At 33.6% G+C, this 21857-nt stretch carries 23 protein-coding genes and 1 pseudogene; 13 read left to right on the plus strand and 11 right to left on the minus strand.

Going from position 1 to position 21857, the window contains the following annotated elements:
- Positions 1 to 114: 114 nt before the first annotated feature.
- From trpA to ABJM36_RS15095, 5 genes are all read left to right on the plus strand, one after another.
- Positions 115 to 879 carry a tryptophan synthase subunit alpha gene (gene trpA, locus ABJM36_RS15075; protein WP_348452318.1) on the plus strand — a complete coding sequence of 255 codons (765 nt, stop codon included), beginning with the start codon at positions 115 to 117 and terminating at the stop codon, positions 877 to 879.
- A gap of 6 nt (positions 880 to 885) precedes the next feature.
- Positions 886 to 1110 (plus strand): hypothetical protein, encoded by a 225-nt coding sequence (locus ABJM36_RS15080; RefSeq protein WP_348452319.1) that lies wholly within the window; start codon positions 886 to 888, stop codon positions 1108 to 1110.
- A 93-nt stretch (positions 1111 to 1203) separates the two neighbouring features.
- Positions 1204 to 2490 (plus strand): NAD(P)/FAD-dependent oxidoreductase, encoded by a 1287-nt coding sequence (locus ABJM36_RS15085; protein WP_348452320.1) that lies wholly within the window; start codon positions 1204 to 1206, stop codon positions 2488 to 2490.
- Positions 2490 to 2951, plus strand: coding sequence for a tRNA (cytidine(34)-2'-O)-methyltransferase (locus tag ABJM36_RS15090; RefSeq protein WP_348452321.1), 462 nt, complete (start codon positions 2490 to 2492; stop codon positions 2949 to 2951). The genes ABJM36_RS15085 and ABJM36_RS15090 overlap by 1 nt, the downstream gene beginning before the upstream one ends.
- Positions 2952 to 3017: 66 nt before the next feature.
- Positions 3018 to 3332, plus strand: a complete 315-nt coding sequence (locus ABJM36_RS15095) for a hypothetical protein (RefSeq protein ID WP_348452322.1) — start codon at positions 3018 to 3020, stop codon at positions 3330 to 3332.
- Between the two features lie 458 nt (positions 3333 to 3790).
- Here the strand turns inward: ABJM36_RS15095 and ABJM36_RS15100 are convergent, their stop codons facing one another.
- The 4 genes from ABJM36_RS15100 to ABJM36_RS15115 form a co-directional block, all read right to left on the minus strand.
- Positions 3791 to 4015: a VF530 family protein gene (locus ABJM36_RS15100; RefSeq protein WP_348452323.1), complete on the minus strand. Its 225-nt coding sequence runs from the start codon at positions 4013 to 4015 to the stop codon at positions 3791 to 3793.
- The gene (locus ABJM36_RS15105) at positions 4015 to 4230 is read right to left on the minus strand and encodes a DUF6500 family protein (RefSeq protein WP_348452324.1); all 216 of its coding nucleotides are present in this window, start codon (positions 4228 to 4230) and stop codon (positions 4015 to 4017) included. Before ABJM36_RS15105 ends, ABJM36_RS15100 begins: the two co-directional genes overlap by 1 nt.
- 5 nt (positions 4231 to 4235) lie before the next feature.
- Positions 4236 to 5510 carry a DEAD/DEAH box helicase gene (locus ABJM36_RS15110; protein ID WP_348452325.1) on the minus strand — a complete coding sequence of 425 codons (1275 nt, stop codon included), beginning with the start codon at positions 5508 to 5510 and terminating at the stop codon, positions 4236 to 4238.
- A gap of 126 nt (positions 5511 to 5636) precedes the next feature.
- The gene (locus ABJM36_RS15115; protein ID WP_348452326.1) at positions 5637 to 6317 is read right to left on the minus strand and encodes a uracil-DNA glycosylase family protein; all 681 of its coding nucleotides are present in this window, start codon (positions 6315 to 6317) and stop codon (positions 5637 to 5639) included.
- A gap of 98 nt (positions 6318 to 6415) precedes the next feature.
- On the opposite strand from ABJM36_RS15115, the gene ABJM36_RS15120 reads away from it, so the two are divergent.
- Together ABJM36_RS15120 and ABJM36_RS15125 are read left to right on the plus strand one after the other, a co-directional pair.
- Positions 6416 to 6550 carry a 30S ribosomal protein THX gene (locus ABJM36_RS15120; RefSeq protein WP_348452327.1) on the plus strand — a complete coding sequence of 45 codons (135 nt, stop codon included), beginning with the start codon at positions 6416 to 6418 and terminating at the stop codon, positions 6548 to 6550.
- A 135-nt stretch (positions 6551 to 6685) separates the two neighbouring features.
- Positions 6686 to 9409 carry a chondroitinase-B domain-containing protein gene (locus ABJM36_RS15125; protein WP_348452328.1) on the plus strand — a complete coding sequence of 908 codons (2724 nt, stop codon included), beginning with the start codon at positions 6686 to 6688 and terminating at the stop codon, positions 9407 to 9409.
- A gap of 178 nt (positions 9410 to 9587) precedes the next feature.
- Here the strand turns inward: ABJM36_RS15125 and ABJM36_RS15130 are convergent, their stop codons facing one another.
- Together ABJM36_RS15130 and yaaA are read right to left on the minus strand one after the other, a co-directional pair.
- The gene (locus ABJM36_RS15130) at positions 9588 to 10313 is read right to left on the minus strand and encodes a hypothetical protein (RefSeq protein ID WP_348452329.1); all 726 of its coding nucleotides are present in this window, start codon (positions 10311 to 10313) and stop codon (positions 9588 to 9590) included.
- Positions 10314 to 10364: 51 nt separating this feature from the next.
- Positions 10365 to 11123, minus strand: a complete 759-nt coding sequence (gene yaaA, locus ABJM36_RS15135; RefSeq protein ID WP_348452330.1) for a peroxide stress protein YaaA — start codon at positions 11121 to 11123, stop codon at positions 10365 to 10367.
- Positions 11124 to 11258: 135 nt separating this feature from the next.
- Between yaaA and ABJM36_RS15140 the strand changes: the two genes are divergently transcribed.
- Entirely contained in the window at positions 11259 to 11975 is a 717-nt protein-coding gene (locus tag ABJM36_RS15140) for a 3-ketoacyl-ACP reductase (protein WP_348452331.1), read from the plus strand.
- A 58-nt stretch (positions 11976 to 12033) separates the two neighbouring features.
- A pseudogene (locus tag ABJM36_RS15145) lies at positions 12034 to 12468 on the plus strand (RbsD/FucU family protein).
- 435 nt (positions 12469 to 12903) lie between these two features.
- On the opposite strand, the gene ABJM36_RS15150 reads toward ABJM36_RS15145, so the two are convergent.
- Entirely contained in the window at positions 12904 to 13941 is a 1038-nt protein-coding gene (locus tag ABJM36_RS15150) for an RluA family pseudouridine synthase (RefSeq protein ID WP_348452332.1), read from the minus strand.
- Positions 13942 to 13943: 2 nt separating this feature from the next.
- Complete coding sequence (locus ABJM36_RS15155; RefSeq protein WP_348452333.1) at positions 13944 to 14501, minus strand: PASTA domain-containing protein; 558 nt, start codon at positions 14499 to 14501, stop codon at positions 13944 to 13946.
- A gap of 475 nt (positions 14502 to 14976) precedes the next feature.
- Between ABJM36_RS15155 and ABJM36_RS15160 the strand changes: the two genes are divergently transcribed.
- Genes ABJM36_RS15160 through ABJM36_RS15170 form a run of 3 tightly spaced genes read left to right on the plus strand, consistent with a single transcriptional unit; the run spans position 14977 to position 17972 of the window.
- Entirely contained in the window at positions 14977 to 15948 is a 972-nt protein-coding gene (locus ABJM36_RS15160; RefSeq protein ID WP_348452334.1) for a D-alanine--D-alanine ligase, read from the plus strand.
- A gap of 18 nt (positions 15949 to 15966) precedes the next feature.
- Entirely contained in the window at positions 15967 to 16425 is a 459-nt protein-coding gene (coaD, locus tag ABJM36_RS15165) for a pantetheine-phosphate adenylyltransferase (protein WP_348452335.1), read from the plus strand.
- Positions 16426 to 16433: 8 nt separating this feature from the next.
- The gene (locus ABJM36_RS15170; protein WP_348452336.1) at positions 16434 to 17972 is read left to right on the plus strand and encodes a phospholipase D family protein; all 1539 of its coding nucleotides are present in this window, start codon (positions 16434 to 16436) and stop codon (positions 17970 to 17972) included.
- A gap of 199 nt (positions 17973 to 18171) precedes the next feature.
- Here the strand turns inward: ABJM36_RS15170 and ABJM36_RS15175 are convergent, their stop codons facing one another.
- The 3 genes from ABJM36_RS15175 to ABJM36_RS15185 form a co-directional block, all read right to left on the minus strand.
- Positions 18172 to 19836, minus strand: coding sequence for a SulP family inorganic anion transporter (locus ABJM36_RS15175; protein ID WP_348452337.1), 1665 nt, complete (start codon positions 19834 to 19836; stop codon positions 18172 to 18174).
- A gap of 99 nt (positions 19837 to 19935) precedes the next feature.
- The gene (locus tag ABJM36_RS15180) at positions 19936 to 20307 is read right to left on the minus strand and encodes a hypothetical protein (RefSeq protein ID WP_348452338.1); all 372 of its coding nucleotides are present in this window, start codon (positions 20305 to 20307) and stop codon (positions 19936 to 19938) included.
- Between the two features lie 135 nt (positions 20308 to 20442).
- On the minus strand, positions 20443 to 21024 hold the full coding sequence (locus ABJM36_RS15185; protein WP_348452339.1) for an NUDIX domain-containing protein: 582 nt from the start codon (positions 21022 to 21024) through the stop codon (positions 20443 to 20445).
- 133 nt (positions 21025 to 21157) lie between these two features.
- Here ABJM36_RS15185 and pyrE point away from each other — a divergent pair, with 133 nt between their 5' ends.
- On the plus strand, positions 21158 to 21802 hold the full coding sequence (pyrE, locus tag ABJM36_RS15190; RefSeq protein ID WP_348452340.1) for an orotate phosphoribosyltransferase: 645 nt from the start codon (positions 21158 to 21160) through the stop codon (positions 21800 to 21802).
- Positions 21803 to 21857 lie beyond the last annotated feature (55 nt).

The raw sequence follows: 21857 nt of genomic DNA on the forward strand, positions 1-21857 counted from the left end.
AACGTTGCTAATGCGTTAGGGATTGAACGGCATGTTTGAGCTCCCCGACATTTTAGAAGGGAGCGAGTAGTAAAAGCCCGACCCTTGTGGTAACGCCAAAATAAAAAAATGATAATGAATCGCATTCAATCAAAATTAAAGGAAGACAAAAAATTATTGTCTATATATTTTACAGCTGGTTACCCAAACATTGATGATACCACTACCATTATTCAGAATTTAGAAAAAAATGGGGTTGATATGATTGAAATTGGATTACCGTTTAGTGATCCATTAGCCGATGGACCAACCATTCAAGCAAGCTCAACTGCAGCTTTAAAAAATGGTATGACCACAGAAGTGCTGTTTAAGCAATTACAAGACATTAGGAAAACAGTAAATATTCCCTTAATTATTATGGGATATTTTAACCCTATGTTTCAATATGGTGTTGAGGCGTTTTGCAAAAAGTGCCAAGAGATTGGGATTGACGGCCTAATTATTCCAGATTTACCTGTTGATGTTTACCATGAAGAATATCAGGCTATTTTCGAGAAATACGGACTTATAAATGTGTTTTTAATAACACCACAAACTAGTGTTGAGCGCATTCAATATATAGATTCCATATCTAACGGATTTATTTATATGGTGAGCAGCGCGAGTACTACCGGAGCGCAATCTGGTTTTGGAAATGAACAAACAGAATACTTTGAGCGTATTGGCAAAATGAACCTGAAAAACCCGCAGGTTATTGGCTTCGGGATTAGTAATAATGAAACCTTTACCCAAGCAACACAATTTGCTAAAGGAGCTATTATTGGTAGTGCTTTTGTAAAACATGTTACAACTAATGGCGTTAACAGCATAGATAAATTTGTAAATTCAATTTTAAATTAAACCTTTTTGAAACCAATTAAGGATCTTAGAATAGCTATACTACTTTGTCTTACTTTAGGCCTAGCCCCTTTTTATCCTGAGCCACATCTTTGGGGAAAATTAAAATGGGTTTTTGGAGGTGCAAATGGTATGGGATTTAAAGATTGGTTTGATTTACTAATGCATGGATTTCCTTTTTTATTTCTATTGTGGTTAACCGCTTTAAAACTATTTAAAAATTCATCCTCGTAATAAGGTTTTACTAGAATTTGAAATACTTAATAACACCTTAAAAAGAAGAGTTAGTATTATAAATAACATTGTTGAATCTATATTAAAATAAAAATGATACAACCAGAAAAAATCGTAATTATTGGTGCAGGATTTGCAGGATTAAGACTTGCTCAAGAATTAATAAACCACCCTAATTACGAAGTGTGGCTAATTGATAAACAAAACTACCACCAGTTCCAGCCATTAATGTATCAAGTGGCAACAGCAAGATTGGAACCGGCAAGTATTTCGTTTCCGCTAAGAAAAGTTTTTCAAAAAGCAAAAAATGTACGTATTAGAATTACAAAGGTTTCTGAAATTAATTTTAATGACCAATTTGTAAACACGCCAATAGGTGATTTTAATTACGATCATTTAGTCCTTTCAATAGGTTGTACTACTAACTATTTTGGCAATAAAAGTATAAAGAAGTTTGCCTACCCAATGAAAACTATTCCTGAAGCCATACAGCTAAGAAATAGAATTCTTCAAACCTTTGAAGATGCTTTAAATACCACAAACCCAGATAAACTTCAGGCATTACTGAATTTTGTAATTGTAGGTGGAGGTGCCACGGGAGTAGAATTGGCTGGTGCTTTAGCCGAAATGAAACACAACATTTTACCTAAAGATTATCCGGATAAAGATTTCTCAAAACTTACTATTTATCTTCTTGAAGGTAGTCCGCATACATTAAGTCCTATGAGCCAAGGCTCACAGAAAATGTCGCAACTTTACCTTGAAGAATTGGGTGTTAATGTAAAAACAAACACGTTTGTAAGCGATTACGATGGTTCTGTAGTAACTCTAAATTCTGGTGAAATAATTAATTCTAAAAATGTCATTTGGGCCGCCGGAGTAACCGGAAATATTATAAAAGGTTTTCCTGAACAATGTATTACACGAGGTAACAGATTAATTGTAAATCGACATAACCAAGTTGAAGGATTAAAGCAAGTTTACGCCTTAGGCGACATTGCCTATATGAGTACACCACATTACGAGCACGGGCATCCGCAAGTTGCAGGTGTAGCGCTACAACAGGCCGAGGTGTTAGCTAAAAACTTATCTAAACTAAGCGAAGGCAAACCCCTGAAAGACTTTGAGTATAAAGACAAAGGCTCCATGGCAACCATTGGTAAACGTAAGGCTGTGGTAGATTTACCTAAATTTAGTTTTCAAGGTAGATTGGCTTGGTTTACATGGATGTTTATTCACTTAATGCTAATTTTAAGTATTAAGAATAAACTTCTTATTTTCATGAACTGGATGATTAGTTATTTCAATAACGATAGTACTTTAAGAATAATAATGAAACCTGCTGCCACCAAGGTTAAGGTTAAAACCAAAACAGAATAATGCCATTAAACATCGTTTTAATAGAACCGGAAATACCTAATAACACAGGAAACATTGGCCGTTTAGCATTAGCTTCCGGATCGCATTTACATTTAGTTAAACCTTTTGGTTTTGAAATTACTGATTCCCGGTTAAAACGTGCTGGACTGGATTATTGGCAACATTTAACGGTTACTTATTATGATAATATTGAAGCGTTTTTCAATATTAATAAAAACAAAACCATGGCGTTTCTTTCTAGTCATGGCTCCAAAAACCACTGGGATATTCCCTTTGAAGATGATATGTTTTTAATATTTGGAAAAGAATCTGTTGGCTTACCTAAACAACTTATAGAAAAGCACAAAGAACAGCTTTTTAAAATCCCTTTATTTAGCGAACATATAAGAAGCTTAAACTTAGCCAATGCGGTTAGCATTACTGTTTACGAAGGTTTGAAAAAAATTCAAGTATCACATTAAACCTTTTTTATTTTTTTTAGTCTAATTTGACAGTACTATTACTAAACAAATAAAAAAAATAAAAAAATGAAATTAAATACAGTAAAATTAGGAGTGTTAGCACTTGGTTTATTTGGTTTTTCTTTATCTATGTCTGCTCAAGAGAAAAAGGAGCCTAACTTTGAGAAAATACTTAAAAAATTTGACGCTGATGAAAATGGTTCAGTATCTCTAGAGGAATTCAAAAATGCAAAAAGAAAGAATGAAATTCCTGCTGAAAAATTGGAAAAACAATATGTAAAATTAGATGCCGATAAGGATGGTGCAGTAACTTTAGTTGAACTAAAAGAGAACTGGGGAAAAAGCAAAGGAAAAGGAAGGAATAAGAAAAAACAAGACTAGTTTTTAAAAATTAAAATTGCAAAAAGGCTCAAGTTATAACTTGAGCCTTTTTATTTTTAGTACACTAAAGAATTACATTTTAAACTACATTTACTTAAATAAAGTAAATACCATGACATATCATATCGTTATTAATAGTGTAAAAACTGCAGATGAGTTAATAAGTCACTTGGAGTGATCATGACATTTTTTAGTTCTTGAACGTTTAGATTTTTCAGATGCTGGAAGTTCGAAATCTAAAGAAACAAATGGCTTATTAGTTATGGATTTATCTGATTTTGAGCCCACTGAAACTTCTACTATCATTCTTAAACATAAGTTTTCGGAACGTTTAAGCGACAATTAAATTGAGAAAATTTCTCATGAAATGTTGCTAAAGAAGATTTCTCATTTCATAATGAATTAATATGAGTTTAATACCAAAATAATCGATTTTGAACCTAATGAAGATCATTAGATTACCTCTTATTTTTAAGCATATTTAAATACATATTCTCAACCTTCGTTCTTGCCCAAGGCATTCTACGCAAAAATTTCAAACTTGATTTTACCGAGGGATTATCTGTGAAACATTTAATTTTTACAACAGTTCCCATATATTCCCATCCGTAATGCGCGACTAAATCATTAATAATTTGTTCTAGCTTTATTCCATGAAGCGGATTATTTGGTTGCGATTCCATTATAAATTTTCAACTAATTTTTTAATTTTAATGGCCTTTTCAAAATGGTCTAACTTATGGGTTTCAATCCACCAGGTTGCAGCTTCCATTAATAATTCTGGGTTATCGTTTTTATTCTTAAAAAAAGCATAGAAGGATACCCCAACATCGTCTCCTTTCGAGGCAATTTTTTTGTCGCAAACTTCTATGATTTTATCTTTAAGAATCTTGTTCATGTATACTATTTACGTCTGTTACTATTAGCGCTTCTAGATTTATTGCTTCTACCAGAGTTTTTATTAGAACCACCAGATTTGTTATTATTTCTAGGTTTTCTGTTTTGACGGCCTTGTCCTTGCTTTATTGGTGCTGTAGATGCATTAGGATCGGGCTCGAAACCTTCTACAATTTGTACCGGCAATTTCATATCAATAAGCTTTTCAATATCTCTTAAAAAACTAGTTTCATCGGCACTAACCAAGGATATAGCTTCACCTTTTGCTCCTGCTCTCCCTGTTCTTCCAATACGGTGTACGTAATCTTCAGAAATATTAGGCAATTCAAAATTAATAACATGCGGTAATAATGGAATATCCAATCCACGTGCGGCAATATCTGTAGCTACTAAAACACGTACTCGACCACTTTTAAAACCAGCCAAAGCCTTTGTTCTTGCGCCTTGACTTTTATTTCCATGAATAGCTGCAGCAGTTATTCCAGATTTAATCATTTTTTCACAAAGCTTATTAGCACCATGTTTAGTCCTTGTAAACACTAAAACCTGTTTCCAATTTCCATCGGAAATTAACTTAATAATTAATCCTGTTTTTAAACCTTTAGCAACACGATACACTTTTTGTGAAATCGCTTCCACCGTTGTATTTTCTGGTGTAGCCTCAACTTGCACGGGATGGTTTAAAATACCATGTGCTAATTTTTTAATATCTTTTGAAAACGTAGCTGAAAACATCAAATTCTGACGTTTTTCTGGCATAGATTTAATGACCTTCTCGATATCTCTTAAAAAGCCCATATCAAGCATTCTATCGGCTTCATCTAAAACAAATATTTCTACACGTTTTAGCGATATAATACCTTGACTCTGTAAATCTAATAAACGACCGGGAGTAGCAACTAAAACATCGACACCTTGACGAATGGTTGCTGCTTGAGGTTTTTGGTTTACTCCACCAAAAATTACAGCACTACGTAGGTTTAAAAACTCACTATATTCTCTAACATTAGCATAAACCTGTGCTGCCAACTCTCTTGTTGGTGTTAATATTAAAGCACGAATGGGTCTATATTTTTCTTTCGGATTTTCAGAAAGTATATGTAACAATGGTAATGTAAAACCGGCTGTTTTTCCAGTTCCTGTTTGTGCAGATGCTAGTACATCGTGCCCTTCTAAAACTGGAGGAATTGCTTTTTGTTGAATTGGACTTGGGGTTGTGTATCCTTTTTTGCTAATTGCTTTTAGCAAGGCTTCGGATAAGCCTAAAGATTGAAATGACATATATTGTATTTATGAAGACCCTTTATTGGGCATTTGAGATAACAAAACATAAATGCATTTTACCTCCTTCTTATTATTAAGGCGCAAAGGTACAGCTAATTTTCTCGCTAACTTTCAATTCAGCACTCAAAAAAACTCACTATACTGCATCACTCGAAAATCAAACGTATTAAAATCGGGATTTTTAGCCTTTAGTTGTTTGTAAAGTGGTATTCTACTTATTGAAATATTTGCAGCGCCAGAACTTGATGTTAACGAAACAGTTTTAACAATTCGTCTTGAATCAATAGCTTCCTGTGCATTACTTGGCATAACGAATTTATGAATTCGAGGCACTTCATTTTCAACCACATCTAATTTCAAATTATAAGTCTTTAAATGCCTTCTAAAGAAGTATTCAGGTCCATTTTTACTGTTCCCACCAATAAACAAGATGGTGTCAATATTTGGGTACTGCTTTAAATAGCCAATAATATCGCGAAGTTTAATATTTGTCATTCCTAAATCGGAAGCACCAATGGTTCCTCGTTCTGCACTTTCAACTATATCACAAATGCCAATTTTATGTTTTATTAAGAATACTTTGCGTTCTTCAATAGCCTCACTCGAATTATCGTAATGCAAACCTAGATTATGAATTTTATCTATAAATAACCAAAGTGAATTGTAATAACTTCCGTAGCAGAAATCGACATCTTTTTCTAAAAGGTCTCCTGTTGAAAATCTTGGAGGCGGTAAAGTACCAACAATCAATTTTGTGCTGTCTTTTTTAATAAATGGTTTATAGGGGTGTTTATGAAGGAACATCTACTTAACTTGTGTTTCTGCTATAATATTACTATCTTAAAATAGTTAAAGATAATGAGATTCCCTTCTTAATGGGAATTTAAAAAACTTAATTTATTATGGGAAAGGGAGACAAAAAAACAAAGCGAGGCAAAATAAACAGAGGTACTTTTGGCGCCAGACGACCACGAATAAAAAAGAAACCATCTGTTGAAAATAAAATTAGTATTGGAGGTAAGGCAGAAGCAAAATAACTTTTTAAAACTCTTTGGTAGTTTAAACAAAAAATAAGCCTTTTATCGGTATTTTTTTATAGTTCTGTTTTTTATTATATTTTTGGTAAACCAATTTGGTTTACCAAATCAAATAAACAAATAAAACTATACTAAATGAAAACTATTCAAATTAAACACGCCTTGTTTAAAGCGCATGTCTTTAAAACTTGCATTTTCACCTTATTATTATTCTGTAATAATGTATTTTCTCAAACCACTTATAATATTGATGATCCCACGGATCTTAGGAATGTAATATACGAACCCGGAGATATTATTATATTAAAAAACGGTACTTATACTACTGATGAGCGTATAAGATTTCTTGGCTCTGGTACCGCTGAAAATCCAGTTCTTTTTAGAGCAGAAACACCAGGTGGTGTTATATTTACTGGTGGACCACGATTAACAATTGGTGGCGAATCTGATAGTACCACAGGTGAAAAAATTGCGACTGGTGAATATCTAATTGTAGATGGTTTTCATTGGAAAGGTGGCTATGGCGCTAGTAATTTTATTGAATTTAGAAATGGTAATGATTATGCGCATCACAGTACTATACAAAACTGTGCAATTGATGGATTAGGCATTGAACCAAGCGAGTTGGCTGAAGATTTAGCTGATGAGCAAATTACAAAACACAGATGGATTGTACTATACGGCACTTACAATACGGTAATAAACTGTTCATTTATGAATAAAGTTAGTGCTGGAGCCATTATTTTAGGAGAGTATTCCTATAACGCATTTCCTGAAGTTCCAGATGGTGAACCAGAAGTTAATAATAGTTGCGCCGTAGTTGGTCATACTATTATGAATAATTACTTCTATAATTTCGAAAAAATGACAGAAAAATATGGAAGAAAAGCCAATGGCGATGAGCTGTCTAACGCTGGTGATAGCGAAACAATACGTATAGGTACAAGTTCCTATCAAATGGTCAACAGTGATGCTGTAGTTAGCAACAACTATTTTGTACAGTCTGACGGTGAAAATGAAATAATAACCAATAAAAGTAAAGGTAATACCTATACCAATAACACCTTTAGAAGATGTAGAGGATCTTTAGTGCTTAGACATGGATCTAACGCTACTGTTGATGGAAATTACTTTTTAGGTGAAGATGTTGAAGGTACTGGTGGCATTAGAATCTCTGACAGCAACCATTCGATCACTAATAATTATATTCAAGATTGTATTACAGTAAGCAACAATGCTAAGTGGAATAATGGTATAACATTTATTGGTGGAGGTGCTAACGCAGATGTAGATTGTTCTACTGATAATGTATCAAACGGGTATCAAAAAACTGAAAACATCGTACTTTCTAATAATTCGATTGTAAACACTAATTCCCCATTATTTTATAACGTAAATACAGATAACAATAATGATGTAAAGGGAACTGTAGCAAATAACTTAATTTATTTTGCAGCAGATTATCCTACTACCAATTTAACACCGGTAATTTCTGGTGACGAACCTACCTCTTATTCTAACATTGGCTCAACTTTAACGTACACCGGAAACGTGTATAACGGCACAACATTAGGCGAAACCAACGCTGGTTTCTCTGAAAAAACAGGCCTTATGGCCACAGCTGTAGGCGAAGGTGATGCCCAAATTTATACTTTTTCAGGAAGTGGATCCGAAGGAAAAGGTGCAGATATGGGAGCTTATGAACCCACTACAGATGCTATGGTTGGCTACGGCATTGGTGCTTGTTTTATAGATTATACTGGCGCAAGTATTATTGATGGTGATTGTACTATTGAAGTCGTAGAATCTTTAACTGTTAGCAGTCTAGAGCCACTTGGTCCAGAGGCAGCTAGTTATAATGTTACTGTAAATTCTAATGTAAGTTGGACTGCAACGTCCAACAACGATTGGATAACTATTAATACCAATTCAGGAACTGGTAATGCAACAGTATCTGTTTCGGTAACAGAAAACGCAGATACAAGCAGTAGAACTGGATCAGTAACATTTACACAAGTTGCTGGAGGCGATGATATTGAAAGAACACTAACTATTACTCAAGAAGGGGCAAATTTAACAGATATATACGACCTTATTAATACAGGAACAGGCTTACCTACCGATAAGGTTACTATACATTCCTTTTCAAAAGAAGAAGTAAACGAAACCACAAAATTTAATTACGCTAAGAATACTTTAGATAAAGATAACAACACAGTTTGGGCTGCCGATGATGGCGCCATTTTGGATGGTGATTTTAAAGGCGATGGAGAATATATTATTTTCGATTTAGGCAGCATTCATAACCTTGATTTAATTCAATTTACTACTACCAACAAATCTGATGCCTTTGGATATCAAGTTTGGGTATCGACAACGGGAACAGAAGACACGGATTTTACTATGGTATTACCCACCACAGGTGATTTACTATTAACTGCAACAGGCACTACAGATTTTAACACCTATGAAGTTGATGCCAACGCTCATTATATAAAACTAATTGGTTATGGAAGATTTAATAGCACTGGCGATACACGTAAAAGTCAATGGAATGCCATTGGAGAAATAGAATTTTATGGTTCTGAAAGTTTATCGGTTAGTGATAATCTGTTAAGTAAATTAAATGTATATCCTAATCCTGCTAAAAATAGCATTCAATTAGAGCATTTAAATTCTACAATTACATCTTTAAGTATTTATAGCATTCAAGGTAGAAAAGTTTTAGAACAACCTATTAGTAGCTCAAAATCTAAAATAGAGGTTGATATTTCATCATTAGTAAATGGACTTTACCTGTTAAATATTAAAGATGAAAATGGCGCTAAAGCCTCAAGAAAAATTGTAGTTTCAAACTAGTACTTTTTGTTTTGAACTATTTTGTGTAACTAAATGTCAGTTCGAGTGATTCCGATTTTTCGGAATTGTATCCAGATCAGGTTTAAAAATTGATTATCGATACAATTTTTACTCTTAAAAACGAGTGAAATTCAATCGAATTGACATTTTTTTATTTCGTAAAATGGGTTTCAGTAAGTTATCCCAATTCCTTTAAAAGCTTTTCAACCTCTAGAATCGTTACTCTATAAAGACGTTGATTTTGCTTAGTCATATGGCTAGATTCTGTCGAAATCTCATTTAAAATTTCTTTTGCATCCTCTGTTTTATTAATCTTTAGCAGAAATTTGGCTAATATGAGTCGTTCTTCATAAAAGGAATACCTTATATCGATACTTCTTAAATTGGTTTCAGCCACTTCTATTTCACCTAAACGTTCTAAGGCTAATCCGTATAAAAATTGCGTTCTAGATTTTTTAAATTCGGCATGGTTTTTAATTTTTTCAACATAAAAAACAACCTTTTCATAGTCTTCAATATTATAATAAGCTTCTATGAGTTGATTTGTAACGTAAAAATTGTTTTGAGATGTATCTTCTAAAGCTTTCAAATATTGAGCAATAGCCTTATTAAAATCATTTATTTCTATATAGGCATCGGCCAGATTCACTCGGTTTTGATAAGAATCTGAGAATTCAAATCGCTTTTCTAAATCTTTAACTTTTTTTGACGGATTAATTACATGCGCAATATCCTCTGTTATTTTTTCGGCATCGCCCCTATTATAAACTTGAGTTAATAAATAGATGGCGCAACCAATAGGACCTAAAAACAAAATAACGAACCACCAATAAAAGGCTTTCCTATTCGTGTAAAGGTGGTATAAACAATACACTTGAAGTGCAATTATTAAGTAGTAAAACATTTAAATATTATAGTTATAAAAGTTAAAAACTGCCGCCTAATTAAGAGAACATTATCTCGTAAAAACCAAATCATTCGTTTTAGATAGCTCATCGCTAAAACCGTAATCCATATAATTAAACCCTTTTAAGTCATCTATGGTTTTCGCATTAGTATCTACAATATACCGCGCCATAGCACCACGAGCTTCCTTAGCAAAAAATGAAATAACCTTAAACTTACCATTTTTAAAATCTTTAAAATTGGCAGTTACAACAGGCACCTTTAAAGCTTTAGTATCTATAGCTTTAAAATACTCATTACTAGCTAAGTTTAAAAACAACTCATCGTCTTCAAGCTCCTCGTTTAAGGCCTTGGTGATGTCTTTTTTCCAAAACTCGTAAAGGTTCTTTTTTTGACCAACTTTTAATTTTGTTCCCATTTCTAGTCGATAGGGTAGCATTAAATCTGTAGGTTTCAATATGCCATATAAACCAGAAAGTATGCGCACTGTGTTTTGAAGCGTTTCCAATTTTTCCTCCGGAATGGTGTAAGCATCTAAACCTCGATACACATCACCATTAAAAGCATATATTGCTGGTCGTGCATTTTCAGGCGTAAAAGGGGTTTCCCAATCTTGGTTACGCTCGTAATTTAATTGTCCTAAAGCATCTGAAATACTCATAAGTTTAGATAAACTTTTAGCCGATTTCGTTTTAAGTAATTTATTTAAACGTTCCGACTGCTTTAAAAATTCTGGCGTAGTATGTTTTGCCGTTGGTAACGGACTTTCAAAGTTTAAAGATTTTGCTGGTGATAATACTAATTTCATTGCTAATGCTATTTTTTTCATTTCAAATTTACAACTCCTAATTCACTTAAAAGTTTTAGCCTTAAAATTATTTATGATACGACTATAAATAGAATTGATGTTTTTATCTTTACTTAAAACTTAATCTAAAATATTATGGAAGTTATAAAAGGAAAAAAAGCAATTATTACAGGAGGAAGCCGAGGACTAGGGAAAGCAACTGCTATAGCTTTTGCGAAAGAAGGAATCGATGTGGCCATTACAGGCCGTAATGAAGACACCTTGCAAAAAACAGTTGCAGAATTAAAAGATTTAGGCGTAAATGCCACTTATGCGGTTTTTGATGTAAGCAATTACCAAGACGTACAAAAAGGCATCAAAAAACTTATAGCAGATTTAGGCACTGTAGACATTTTAGTTAACAATGCAGGTATTGCCGCCTTTGAAACTTTTAACGATATGAAAGTTGAAGATTGGACCCAAATAATTCAAGTGAATGTTATGGGTATGTATTATGTTACCAAAGAAGTATTACCTTATTTAATAGATAAAAATGAAGGTGACATTTTAAATGTATCATCAACTGCTGGTTTAAGTGGTAATGCACAAACCTCGGCATATTCAGCTTCCAAATTTGCAGTTATTGGTATGTCGGAATCTTTAATGAAAGAAGTTCGTAAAAACAATATTCGCGTGTGTACTTTAACACCTAGCACTATCGCTACAGATATGGCATTAGGTTTAGGGATAACCGATGGTAATGAAGAAAAAGTATTACAACCCGAAGATTTTGCAGAATTAATTGTGGCTGGTTTAAAATTACCAAGAAGAGCCATGTTAAAAGGCGCGTCCTTATGGTCTACTAACCCTTAATTAGGGGTGTATTTCCATTTACAGGCACAAATTAAAACCAGTATTTTAAAATAAAATTATGCTAAAAACACCAGTAATACATCCCACCATAATGGAAGCGCTTGGGCGATCAGGACATTTTGCACAAGTAGTAATTGCAGACGGTAATTTACCCGTTGGGGCTATGGCTGGTCCAAATTCAACCACCGTACACCTTAATTTTAAACCAGGTTTATTAGATGCCCTTACGGTTCTTGAAGGCATATTAGAAGTTTGCCCAGTGCAAGGTGCCATTGTTATGGAAAGGCCTGCTGAAGCTAGTGCAGAAATACACGATGCATATAAACAACTTTTAGGAAACGTTAATTGAGACGAAATGGAACGATGGGCCTTTTACGATAAAATTAGAGATGTAAATACCACTTTAATTATTCAAACAGGAGAACAACGTCGTTTTGCTAATTTAATACTAACGGTTGGTGTTGTTAAAATGGCTGAGGAGAGTAACTTTTAACATACAATAATGGCGCTAGTTTGCAACTAGTGCCATTATTGTTATTTATAGTTTAGTTATAAAAGGAATGGATTTACTTGACATTATAAAAAGGTTCATCTAAATTCATTTAACGTCGGATATAGATCATAAAAAGGATGCATATCCATTAAAAACATTAAACGAACGTTCCAAATTAAGTAAAATTTTCAAATTAGTTATTCAGCTCGCGTTAGGGATTGAGGTCCCGATACTATCGGGATTGAAGCTCTTTTTGAGTTGTTGCACATATGCAACACAAAAAAGCGACTGCCGCAAAAACCGACCCTTGTGGTAACCTGCCTACCGGTAGGTAGGCGCTCTACTTCCCGATTTAGACAAAAAAAACACGGCCTCCCAATTGGCAATTATATAAAATAATTTGATGAGATTCCTACCATCGCAAGAACGTTAAACCTATTTTAAATCTTGGTTTTTAGTATAATTACGCCATTTCTCAATACACTGTTGCATATCGTCTGGAATTGGTGTTTCAAAACGCATAAACTCTCCCGTTGTTGGATGCTCGAATCCTAATGTTTTGGCATGTAGGGCTTGCCTTGGTAACACCTTAAAACAATTATCTACAAACTGCTTATATTTAGTAAATGTAGTTCCTTTTAGTACTTTTTCGCCACCGTAGCGCTCGTCGTTAAATAAGGTGTGCCCAATGTGTTTCATGTGTACACGTATTTGGTGTGTACGTCCTGTTTCTAGTTTGCAAGACACTAAGGTTACATACCCCAAACGCTCTAAAACTTTGTAATGGGTAACTGCTGGTTTGCCTTTATCGGCCTCATCATCAAAAAACACAGTGTTTTGTAATCTGTTTTTTGGATGACGACCAATATTGCCTTCTATAGTTCCTTCATCTTCGCTCATGTTACCCCAAACAATAGCAACATATTCACGCTCGCTAGTTTTATTAGCAAACTGTGCCGATAAATGTGCCATGGCTTTTTCGGTTTTAGCTACCACTAAAAGTCCGCTTGTATCTTTATCAATTCGATGTACCAACCCCGGTCGTTCGCTAGAGTTGTTTGGTAAATTATCGAACCTATAAATTAAAGCATTTATAAGGGTGCCCGAGTAATTGCCGTGTCCAGGATGCACAACAATACCGGCCTCTTTATTAACAACTAACAGGTCGTCGTCCTCATAAACTACATCAATATCAATATCCTCACCTACCAATAAATTCTCGAATGGTGGGTGCGATAATAATACTCTAATTTTATCTAAAGGTTTTACTTTGTAGTTTGCTTTAACAGCCACATCGTTAACAAAAATGCTACCTTCTTTGGCAGCAGCTTGTATTTTATTTCGCGTAGCGTTTTCAACAAAATTCATTAAGTATTTATCTATACGAAGGGGAGTTTGTCCTTTATCTACAGTAAATGCATGATGTTCGTAAAGATTGTTTTCGTCTGGTAATTGCGGTGTATAGTCGTCCATAGTTACGGTCGGTTTCCATTACCAAGCACTAAATCTATAACCGAAGTTTTGGCTAATTTATCGCCAGCATTAAGTGTTTTTCCTTTGTGACTAAGCTTTAAAACCATGTCTTTTCCAATATTATCAACATAAGTTATTTTACCAATTTTAAAACCTAAGGCTTCTAAAGTTGGTTTAACCTGTCTAAATGTTTGATCTATTAATCCCTCTGGTATGTTCATTTTTCTGTAACCAGATGGGTTAAGGGTTATGTAAATTTTTCTATCTTTTTTTACTTGTGTTCCAACTTGTGGATCTTGCTCAATAACAGAAAACTTAGGATAATCCGGATTGTAATTTGCCGAATCCTGAATTTTCATAACCAAGTTATTATCCTTCAATTCTATTTCTGCTACACTTATAGATTTACCTGTAAGCTGTGGCACGGTTTCAAAATCACCATGATTCGTTGTAATATTTAACCATTTTAACATGATAAAACACAACACTACTACAGCTATAACAGCTAGTAAAACTTGTTTAAAAAAAGTTTTACTGGTTAAAAATTTTATAATACTCATGAATAGAATTTTCGATTAGGCAAATATATAAAAACAGAACTGTTTTTTCTTTTGCAATATATATGATATTTTAGCTTAACTAATAATAGTTACGTTTTATTATTAGTTTTTGGTTGTAAGTTCACAAAATTAGTTTTTTTAAATGTTATGTCACTTCAATTGATTTACGTGTTTAATCCTAATCTTATCTCGAAGTTGGGCGCCTGCCTGCCGGTAGGTTACCTCAAAGATCGGGCTTTAGTTCATTGGTTTAAATTATAAATTAATGAACTCATGAATGTAAACATTTCGGCAGTCGCTCTCTATGAGGAGCTTCACCAAATGTTTTAATCCCTAACGCAAGTGGAGATCCCAAATTAACTTTTAAAATTAAAAATCGTGTTTACAACGTTTAAAAATGAGATTCCCGAAGAATAGGGAAAGTAAAATATGATTAGATTCCCGCCTTAGTGGGAATAGAAAAAATACAATATCTATGAAAAATATCGCCATAATTATGGGTGGGTATTCTAGCGAATACAAAATCTCTTTAACTAGCGGAAATGTAGTTTATGACACGCTTGACAAAACAAAATACAAAGCCTATCGCATACATATTTTTAAAGACAAATGGGTTTACGTTAATGACGAAAACGAGGAGTTTCCAATCGATAAAAACGATTTCTCTATAAACGTAGATGCTTTTAAAATAAAATTCGATTGTGTTTTTAATGCCATACATGGCTCACCAGGAGAAGATGGCTTTATGCAAGGCTATTTTAACCTATTAAACATACCACATACTAGTTGCGATATGTATCAAGCAGGTATTACTTTTAATAAACGGGATTGTTTAAGTGTTTTAAAACCTTACGGTATAAAAACAGCCGAATCATTTTATGTAAACCTTGGCGATACTATTAATCCAAATGCTATTGTAGAAAAAGTTGGCTTACCATGCTTTGTAAAAGCCAATAAAGCCGGAAGTAGTTTTGGTGTTTCAAAAGTGCATAAAAAGGAAGATTTACAAAACGCAATCGATGTGGCTTTTAAAGAAGATAACGAAATTATTATTGAATCTTTTCTAGAAGGCACGGAGGTTTCTGTTGGCGTGATTACCTATAAAGGCGAAACCAAAGTATTGCCTATTACAGAAATCGTTTCAGAAAATGATTTTTTTGACTACGAGGCTAAATACCTTGGTAAATCTGAAGAAATTACACCAGCTCGATTAACACCCGAGCAAGAAGAAAAAGTAACCAAAGAGGCTAAAAAAGTTTACGAAGTTTTAAAAATGAAAGGCTTTAGCCGAAGCGAATTTATATTTAAAGACGACGAGCCTCATTTATTAGAAATGAATACCATTCCTGGGTTAACCAGAGAAAGTATTTTACCGCAACAAGCAGCAGCAGCAAACATATCATTAGCCGATTTGTTTGAAAATGCAATTGAAGAAGCTTTAAAATAAATATTGTAATTTTAAACTATGAAACGAGCTTTATTCCCTGGATCCTTTGATCCTTTAACTTTAGGACACGTAGATATTATAACTCGCGGTGTTACACTTTTTGATGAAGTTATTGTAGCTATTGGTGTTAATGCCGATAAAAATTACATGTTCTCTTTAGAAGAACGAAAAAGATTTATTGAAGACGCTTTTAAAGACGAACCTAAAGTTAAAGTTGTTACTTACAAAGGCTTAACGGTAGATTTTTGTCACGACATTGGTGCCGAATTTATTTTAAGAGGCCTAAGAAACCCTGCCGATTTTGAGTTTGAGAAAGCCATTGCGCATACAAACAGGCATTTATCAACCATTGAAACCGTGTTTCTATTAACCGCTGCTAGAACGTCGTTTATCGCGTCGTCTATTGTCCGAGATGTTATTAGAAATAACGGCGATTACACGAAACTGGTACCTGATAGTGTTCGGGTAAAACCTTAGAACTTTAAATGAATGGCTTTTTAAAATTAAAATACTATCTACTAGCAGTTGTAATGGCTTTAACGGCTTGCAACACTAAGAATACTGAAATTCCAGAAACAGATTTTTGTTCTAAAATCCATAGAAACGACAGTATTTCGCTATCCAAATCTTTAGAAGAGTTTAATCCCTTAATACAGAATAAAACGGGTGTTTATGTGCTTGAAGATGGAAGCGGATCGATGGTTGCTAGAGCTTGGCTAACCGAATATGCCGAAAAAACTATTGATATTCAATACTTTATATTTTCAACAGATAATGTCGGTTTAATAGCGTGCGATTATTTAATTAAAGCTGCAGACCGAGGCGTTCATATCCGTGTTCTAGTTGATGATATTATGGTTGAAGCTGATGCTCAAGATATTTTAACCTTTAATTCTCATAAAAATATATCGGTAAAAATATATAACCCTGGCGTAAATTTAGGTAAAAACATTTTTCAGAAAATAGGAAAGTTTACAACAGATTTCAAAGCTGCCAACCAGCGTATGCACAACAAAACATTTATTGTTGATGATAAAGTGGTTATTACTGGTGGCCGAAATATAGCCGATGAATATTTTGATTACGACCACGAATATAATTTTAGAGATAGAGACATCTTATTAATAGGCAAGGAAACAAAAGCCGTAAAAACATCTTTTGAAACCTTTTGGAATAACAAATTGAGTATAGATGTTACCCAAGTTATTAAGGACATTCCTAAAAATATACTTGAAGACGATAGGTTCGATAAACTCCATGAATATGCCTGCAATCCAGAAAATTTTTGGCCACAAGTAAGAACGCGTATTGAAAATTTACCCGAAACTTTTAATACTATTAAAAACTCTGGAGAATTAGTTTGGTTAGACCAGGTTAGTTTTATCTCCGATTTACCTGGAAAAAATGATGGTGAAAATGGTTTAAGTGGTGGAGGTATTTCTACTTCTGCGCTTATCAATTTGGTTAAAAACGCAAAGTCTTCTATAGACATACAAACCCCTTATTTAATAACCACAAAAGCCTCACGTAAGTTATTTAAAGACGCTGTAAATCGTGGTGTAAATATTAGAATACTTACTAATAGTTTAGCGTCTACCGATAACCTAGAAGCCTTTAGTGGTTACCAATCAAACAGAAATGATTTACTTAAAACTGGTGTTAGAATATTTGAGTTTAAACCAGATGCCGAAGAGCGAAAAAAGATTATGACTGGAGAGTTACAATCTACTTTAGACTACACTCCAATTTTCGGTCTGCATGCTAAATCGATGGTTATTGATGGTAATACAACCGTTATTGGCACCTTTAACCTTGATCCCAGAAGCGCTAATTTAAATACGGAATGTATTGTAGTTGTAAAGTCTAAAAAAATATCTGAAGGGGTTTTAATAGGTATGAATATAGAGTTTAACCCAGAAAACTCTTGGGAAACGACACTAGATTACAATCCAGATTCTGAGGTTAGCAACTATAAGCGTTTAAAAACTTGGACAAGGAAAGTAATTCCTAATTCGATATTGTGATAACTGTGATTAAACTAAAGCTACTTATTGCCTTCATTTTAAGTTTGCACACACCTTCTGAATGTCAACTAAAGATAGATACGAGTTTTATTAGTTTGCAGTTTGCGTTAGAGATAGTAATGGATAGCCAACAGCCCTCCCCTCGTTGGTAACGCCAAAATTTATAATAAAATTAGAAGGACTCGAAGTTACACGAAAATTAAAACTTATATTCTGAAAGCCCTTTGGTGAATGCCTCTGGGTTTTCAGCTAGATGATAACGTGGGTCGTCAATATCTTCAATTATAACTTCTCTAAACTTAGGGCTTGATTTGTAAAGTAATATTTTACAGTCTTCGCTTAAGTGTTTTAACTTAATAGTTTTACCTGCAGCCTCGTATTTATTAACAATATTGAAAATAGCTTCAAGCGCAGAATGGTCGCTTACTCGAGACTCTATAAAATCTATTTCGATATGGTCTGGGTCGTTTTTAACATCGAATTTTTCATTGAAAGCCTGAATAGAACCGAAGAATAAAGGCCCCCAGATTTCGTAAGTTTTTGTTTTACCATCTTCTGATAGACGTTTTCTTGCTCTAATTTTTTTAGCGTTTTCCCAAGAGAATACTAATGCTGAAATAATAACTCCTACGAATACTGCAATGGCTAAATCGACAAATACAGTTACTAAAGAGACTGTTATAAGCACAAAAGCATCGGACATTGGAATTTTCTTTAAAATCCTGAAACTAGACCATGCAAAAGTTTCAATAACCATCATAAACATAACCCCTATTAAAGCTGCAATAGGTACCATTTCAATTAATTTATCTGCAAAAAGGATAAAAGATAATAAGGTTACTGCCATCATAATCCCTGATAAACGGCCACGACCTCCAGAGTTTATATTAATTACAGTTTGCCCAATCATACCACAACCACCAGTACCACCAAATAAACCTGAAACGATATTCCCTGCTCCTTGTGCCACGCATTCTTTATTCCCATTTCCTCTTGTATCTGTTACATCGTCGACTAAATTCATAGTCATTAAAGTTTCAATTAACCCTACCGAAGCCGCTAAAAATGCTGGTAATGCAATAAATTTTAAGGTATCTAAATTAAACGGTAAACTTTGCCATAACTCAATATTTGGTGTTGGAAATTCGCCTTTTAAACCTGTTCCTCCGCCTTCAATAATATAAGATCCAACGGTTGAAACATCCATATTAAAACCAATAACAATAAGACTTGTTACTAAAATAGCTGTTAATGCTGCTGGTAATTTTTTTGTGATTTTTGGTAACCCCCAAATAATTCCCATAGTTAAAAGCACTAAACCAATCATAGTATATAACTCTGCTCCCTGCATATAGGTGCTAACGTATTCCTTTACACCTTCAGGAGATACCTGTAAAGATTTATGGGTAAACATTTTTACCTGTGCCATAAATATAACAATAGATAAACCGTTTACAAATCCCATCATAACTGGATGCGGAATTAAACGAACAAAACGTCCTAGTTTAAAAACTCCTGCTAAAATTTGTATAACCCCCATTAAAATAACACAGGCCATAAGGTAGAAAAAACCCATATTTTCAATAGGCGTATCGAATAACATACCTTTGGTATGCCCTTCAGCAATCATATTAACAAAAATTACAGCAACTGCACCTGCAGCTCCAGAAATTAACCCTGGTCGCCCACCAAAAACAGCAGTAATTAAGCCTATAATAAATGCACCGGATAAAGCCATTAACGGATCTATTTGCGCAACAAAGGCAAAAGCAACCACCTCCGGGATCATTGCTAAAGAAACGGTAATACCACTTAAAATATCGTTTTTTGCGTTAGCTGAGCGCTTTCTGAAAAATTCGGTCATATTTCTTTTATTGAAGCTGCAAATTTACGCTTAATATAATGGTAGGCAAGTGAGAAGGATTATAATTTACAATTCTGAAATTATAACGTTTTCGTAAGTTTAAGCTAATTCTTTTTTAAGCCACAAAAGCGCTTCTTCACGATCTTGAAATAGTTTGGAGTTTTTATAAATAGCCCCATTAATATTTAGTAAAGTTTCGGTAGACATTACACCTCCACTTGTTTTGGCAAGAATTGCGATGCTTTCTATTTCTTTTAAAGATCCAATAATTTTTTGAGCACTAAAAGTGTAGGTATATGAATTCTTTTTATTTACCAATAAACCAAAAGGAGGCTTTAAGTGCCGTAATAAGAAGTTGTGGTATTCGTCTACACGGCTCTCGTTCATAACAACACCTTGGTTAACAATAACCTCGGCTAATTTATCATGAAGAATTATAATAGAGCCAAATGACAATTTAAAAACACTCATTAAATAATAGTATAAGCCTATTAAAAGAAAAACATATAAAGTATATAAATTTAAATAGGTAAACCACTAAGGTAGTCATTTTACTTAACAACTCAAACAATAACAACCTAGTCATTAAACAAAAGTAATAGCATCTTAAACCAGTAACTTAATGTTTGCATAAGAGTTTTTCAGCGCCTCTTTTGTTTGGCTATCATTTAACCAAGCCACTTTAGTAATGCCTTCGTTTTCTTGTGCTTTTAACTTACCATCGTAGTTAGTTTTCATTTCAAACCAATACGTAACTTTTATTTTATAACGCCCGTTACGTTTAAAAATATGATATGTAGTATCTAGTGGCTTTACTATTTCTAAACCTTTGACACCTGTTTCTTCCTCTACTTCACGTATTGAGGTTTGCTCAATACTTTCCTTCTTTTCTGTTTTTCCTTTAGGTAAATCCCATTTATCATTTCTATAAATAAATAGAACCTCCCCATTAGCATTATAAACTTTACCTCCCCCAGCAACAACATTTGGAAGTTTTTTTAAGAACTTTTTTAATATTTTTTTGGGGTTTTTATGAATGAGCCTAACCTCACTTAATTCTGTTTTATTAAGCTTTTTAATAACCTTTACCATATCCACTTTTTTAAGCAAATAATTTTTAAAGTTAGTTTCTTCTTCGGCAACAGTGGTTAATAATATTGGTTTATCGCCAACAAAAATTTTGTACATGGTTTGCAATGGTTAATAATTTGGTGTTGTAAAAATATCATTTTTAGGCATATCTAAACCATTGTTGAAAAAAAATAATTTTATTAATAACTAACAGATGATTTAAATTTAAATTTATCCGTAATTTTGCAACATGATTTTTGATAAAGACACAGCTAAAAAAACCGCAGAAGTTTTATTGCAAATTAATGCCATAAAACTAAGTCCACAAGAGCCTTTTACTTGGGCATCTGGATGGAAATCGCCAATTTATTGCGATAATCGAATAGTTCTTTCTTTCCCTACCATTCGTAATTATATCCGTGAAACCATGGGTAAATATATTGAAAAAGAGTATGGGAAACCCGACGTTATTGCAGGTGTTGCTACAGGAGCTATAGGCATAGGCATGCTAGTTGCAGAATACTTAGGGCTACCTTTTATATATGTTAGACCTGATGCAAAAGGCCATGGTAGAAAAAACCAAATTGAGGGTTTTGTAGAAAGCGGACAAAATGTAGTGGTGGTTGAAGACTTAATTAGCACTGGAAAAAGTAGTTTGAATGCAGTTAAAGCCTTAAAAGAAGCTAACATTAACGTTAAAGGTATGGTTGCTATTTTTACTTATGGTTTTGAAATAGCAGAAGTAAATTTTAAAGAAGAGAACATTCGTTTGAATACTTTAAGTAATTATGAAAGTTTACTTGAAGAAGCTTTGGAAACGAATTATATTTCTGAAAAAGAATTAAAAACCTTGTCTGAATGGAATACCAATCCAAGCGAATGGACCGGTATTTGATACAAAACGTTTAGTGTTAAGTTGTGAAGTCCTTTAGATTAAAAACTTAACAATT

It is taken from the genome of Algibacter sp. (assembly GCF_039977455.1).
Classification (GTDB): domain Bacteria; phylum Bacteroidota; class Bacteroidia; order Flavobacteriales; family Flavobacteriaceae; genus Algibacter_B.

Bases quoted from the DNA above. Each gene is read 5' to 3' on its own strand.
- ABJM36_RS15185 (WP_348452339.1), bottom strand. From the start codon at position 21,024: ATGTACAAAATTTTTGTTGGCGATAAACCAATATTATTAACCACTGTT.
- coaD (WP_348452335.1), top strand. From the start codon at position 15,967: ATGAAACGAGCTTTATTCCCTGGATCCTTTGATCCTTTAACTTTAGGA.
- ABJM36_RS15155 (WP_348452333.1), bottom strand. From the start codon at position 14,501: ATGAGTATTATAAAATTTTTAACCAGTAAAACTTTTTTTAAACAAGTT.
- pyrE (WP_348452340.1), top strand. From the start codon at position 21,158: ATGATTTTTGATAAAGACACAGCTAAAAAAACCGCAGAAGTTTTATTG.
- ABJM36_RS15140 (WP_348452331.1), top strand. From the start codon at position 11,259: ATGGAAGTTATAAAAGGAAAAAAAGCAATTATTACAGGAGGAAGCCGA.
- ABJM36_RS15170 (WP_348452336.1), top strand. From the start codon at position 16,434: ATGAATGGCTTTTTAAAATTAAAATACTATCTACTAGCAGTTGTAATG.
- ABJM36_RS15120 (WP_348452327.1), top strand. From the start codon at position 6,416: ATGGGAAAGGGAGACAAAAAAACAAAGCGAGGCAAAATAAACAGAGGT.
- ABJM36_RS15090 (WP_348452321.1), top strand. From the start codon at position 2,490: ATGCCATTAAACATCGTTTTAATAGAACCGGAAATACCTAATAACACA.
- trpA (WP_348452318.1), top strand. From the start codon at position 115: ATGAATCGCATTCAATCAAAATTAAAGGAAGACAAAAAATTATTGTCT.
- ABJM36_RS15105 (WP_348452324.1), bottom strand. From the start codon at position 4,230: ATGAACAAGATTCTTAAAGATAAAATCATAGAAGTTTGCGACAAAAAA.
- ABJM36_RS15110 (WP_348452325.1), bottom strand. From the start codon at position 5,510: ATGTCATTTCAATCTTTAGGCTTATCCGAAGCCTTGCTAAAAGCAATT.
- ABJM36_RS15180 (WP_348452338.1), bottom strand. From the start codon at position 20,307: ATGAGTGTTTTTAAATTGTCATTTGGCTCTATTATAATTCTTCATGAT.
- ABJM36_RS15130 (WP_348452329.1), bottom strand. From the start codon at position 10,313: ATGTTTTACTACTTAATAATTGCACTTCAAGTGTATTGTTTATACCAC.
- ABJM36_RS15150 (WP_348452332.1), bottom strand. From the start codon at position 13,941: ATGGACGACTATACACCGCAATTACCAGACGAAAACAATCTTTACGAA.
- ABJM36_RS15125 (WP_348452328.1), top strand. From the start codon at position 6,686: ATGAAAACTATTCAAATTAAACACGCCTTGTTTAAAGCGCATGTCTTT.
- ABJM36_RS15115 (WP_348452326.1), bottom strand. From the start codon at position 6,317: ATGTTCCTTCATAAACACCCCTATAAACCATTTATTAAAAAAGACAGC.
- ABJM36_RS15095 (WP_348452322.1), top strand. From the start codon at position 3,018: ATGAAATTAAATACAGTAAAATTAGGAGTGTTAGCACTTGGTTTATTT.
- ABJM36_RS15100 (WP_348452323.1), bottom strand. From the start codon at position 4,015: ATGGAATCGCAACCAAATAATCCGCTTCATGGAATAAAGCTAGAACAA.
- yaaA (WP_348452330.1), bottom strand. From the start codon at position 11,123: ATGAAATTAGTATTATCACCAGCAAAATCTTTAAACTTTGAAAGTCCG.
- ABJM36_RS15160 (WP_348452334.1), top strand. From the start codon at position 14,977: ATGAAAAATATCGCCATAATTATGGGTGGGTATTCTAGCGAATACAAA.
- ABJM36_RS15175 (WP_348452337.1), bottom strand. From the start codon at position 19,836: ATGACCGAATTTTTCAGAAAGCGCTCAGCTAACGCAAAAAACGATATT.
- ABJM36_RS15085 (WP_348452320.1), top strand. From the start codon at position 1,204: ATGATACAACCAGAAAAAATCGTAATTATTGGTGCAGGATTTGCAGGA.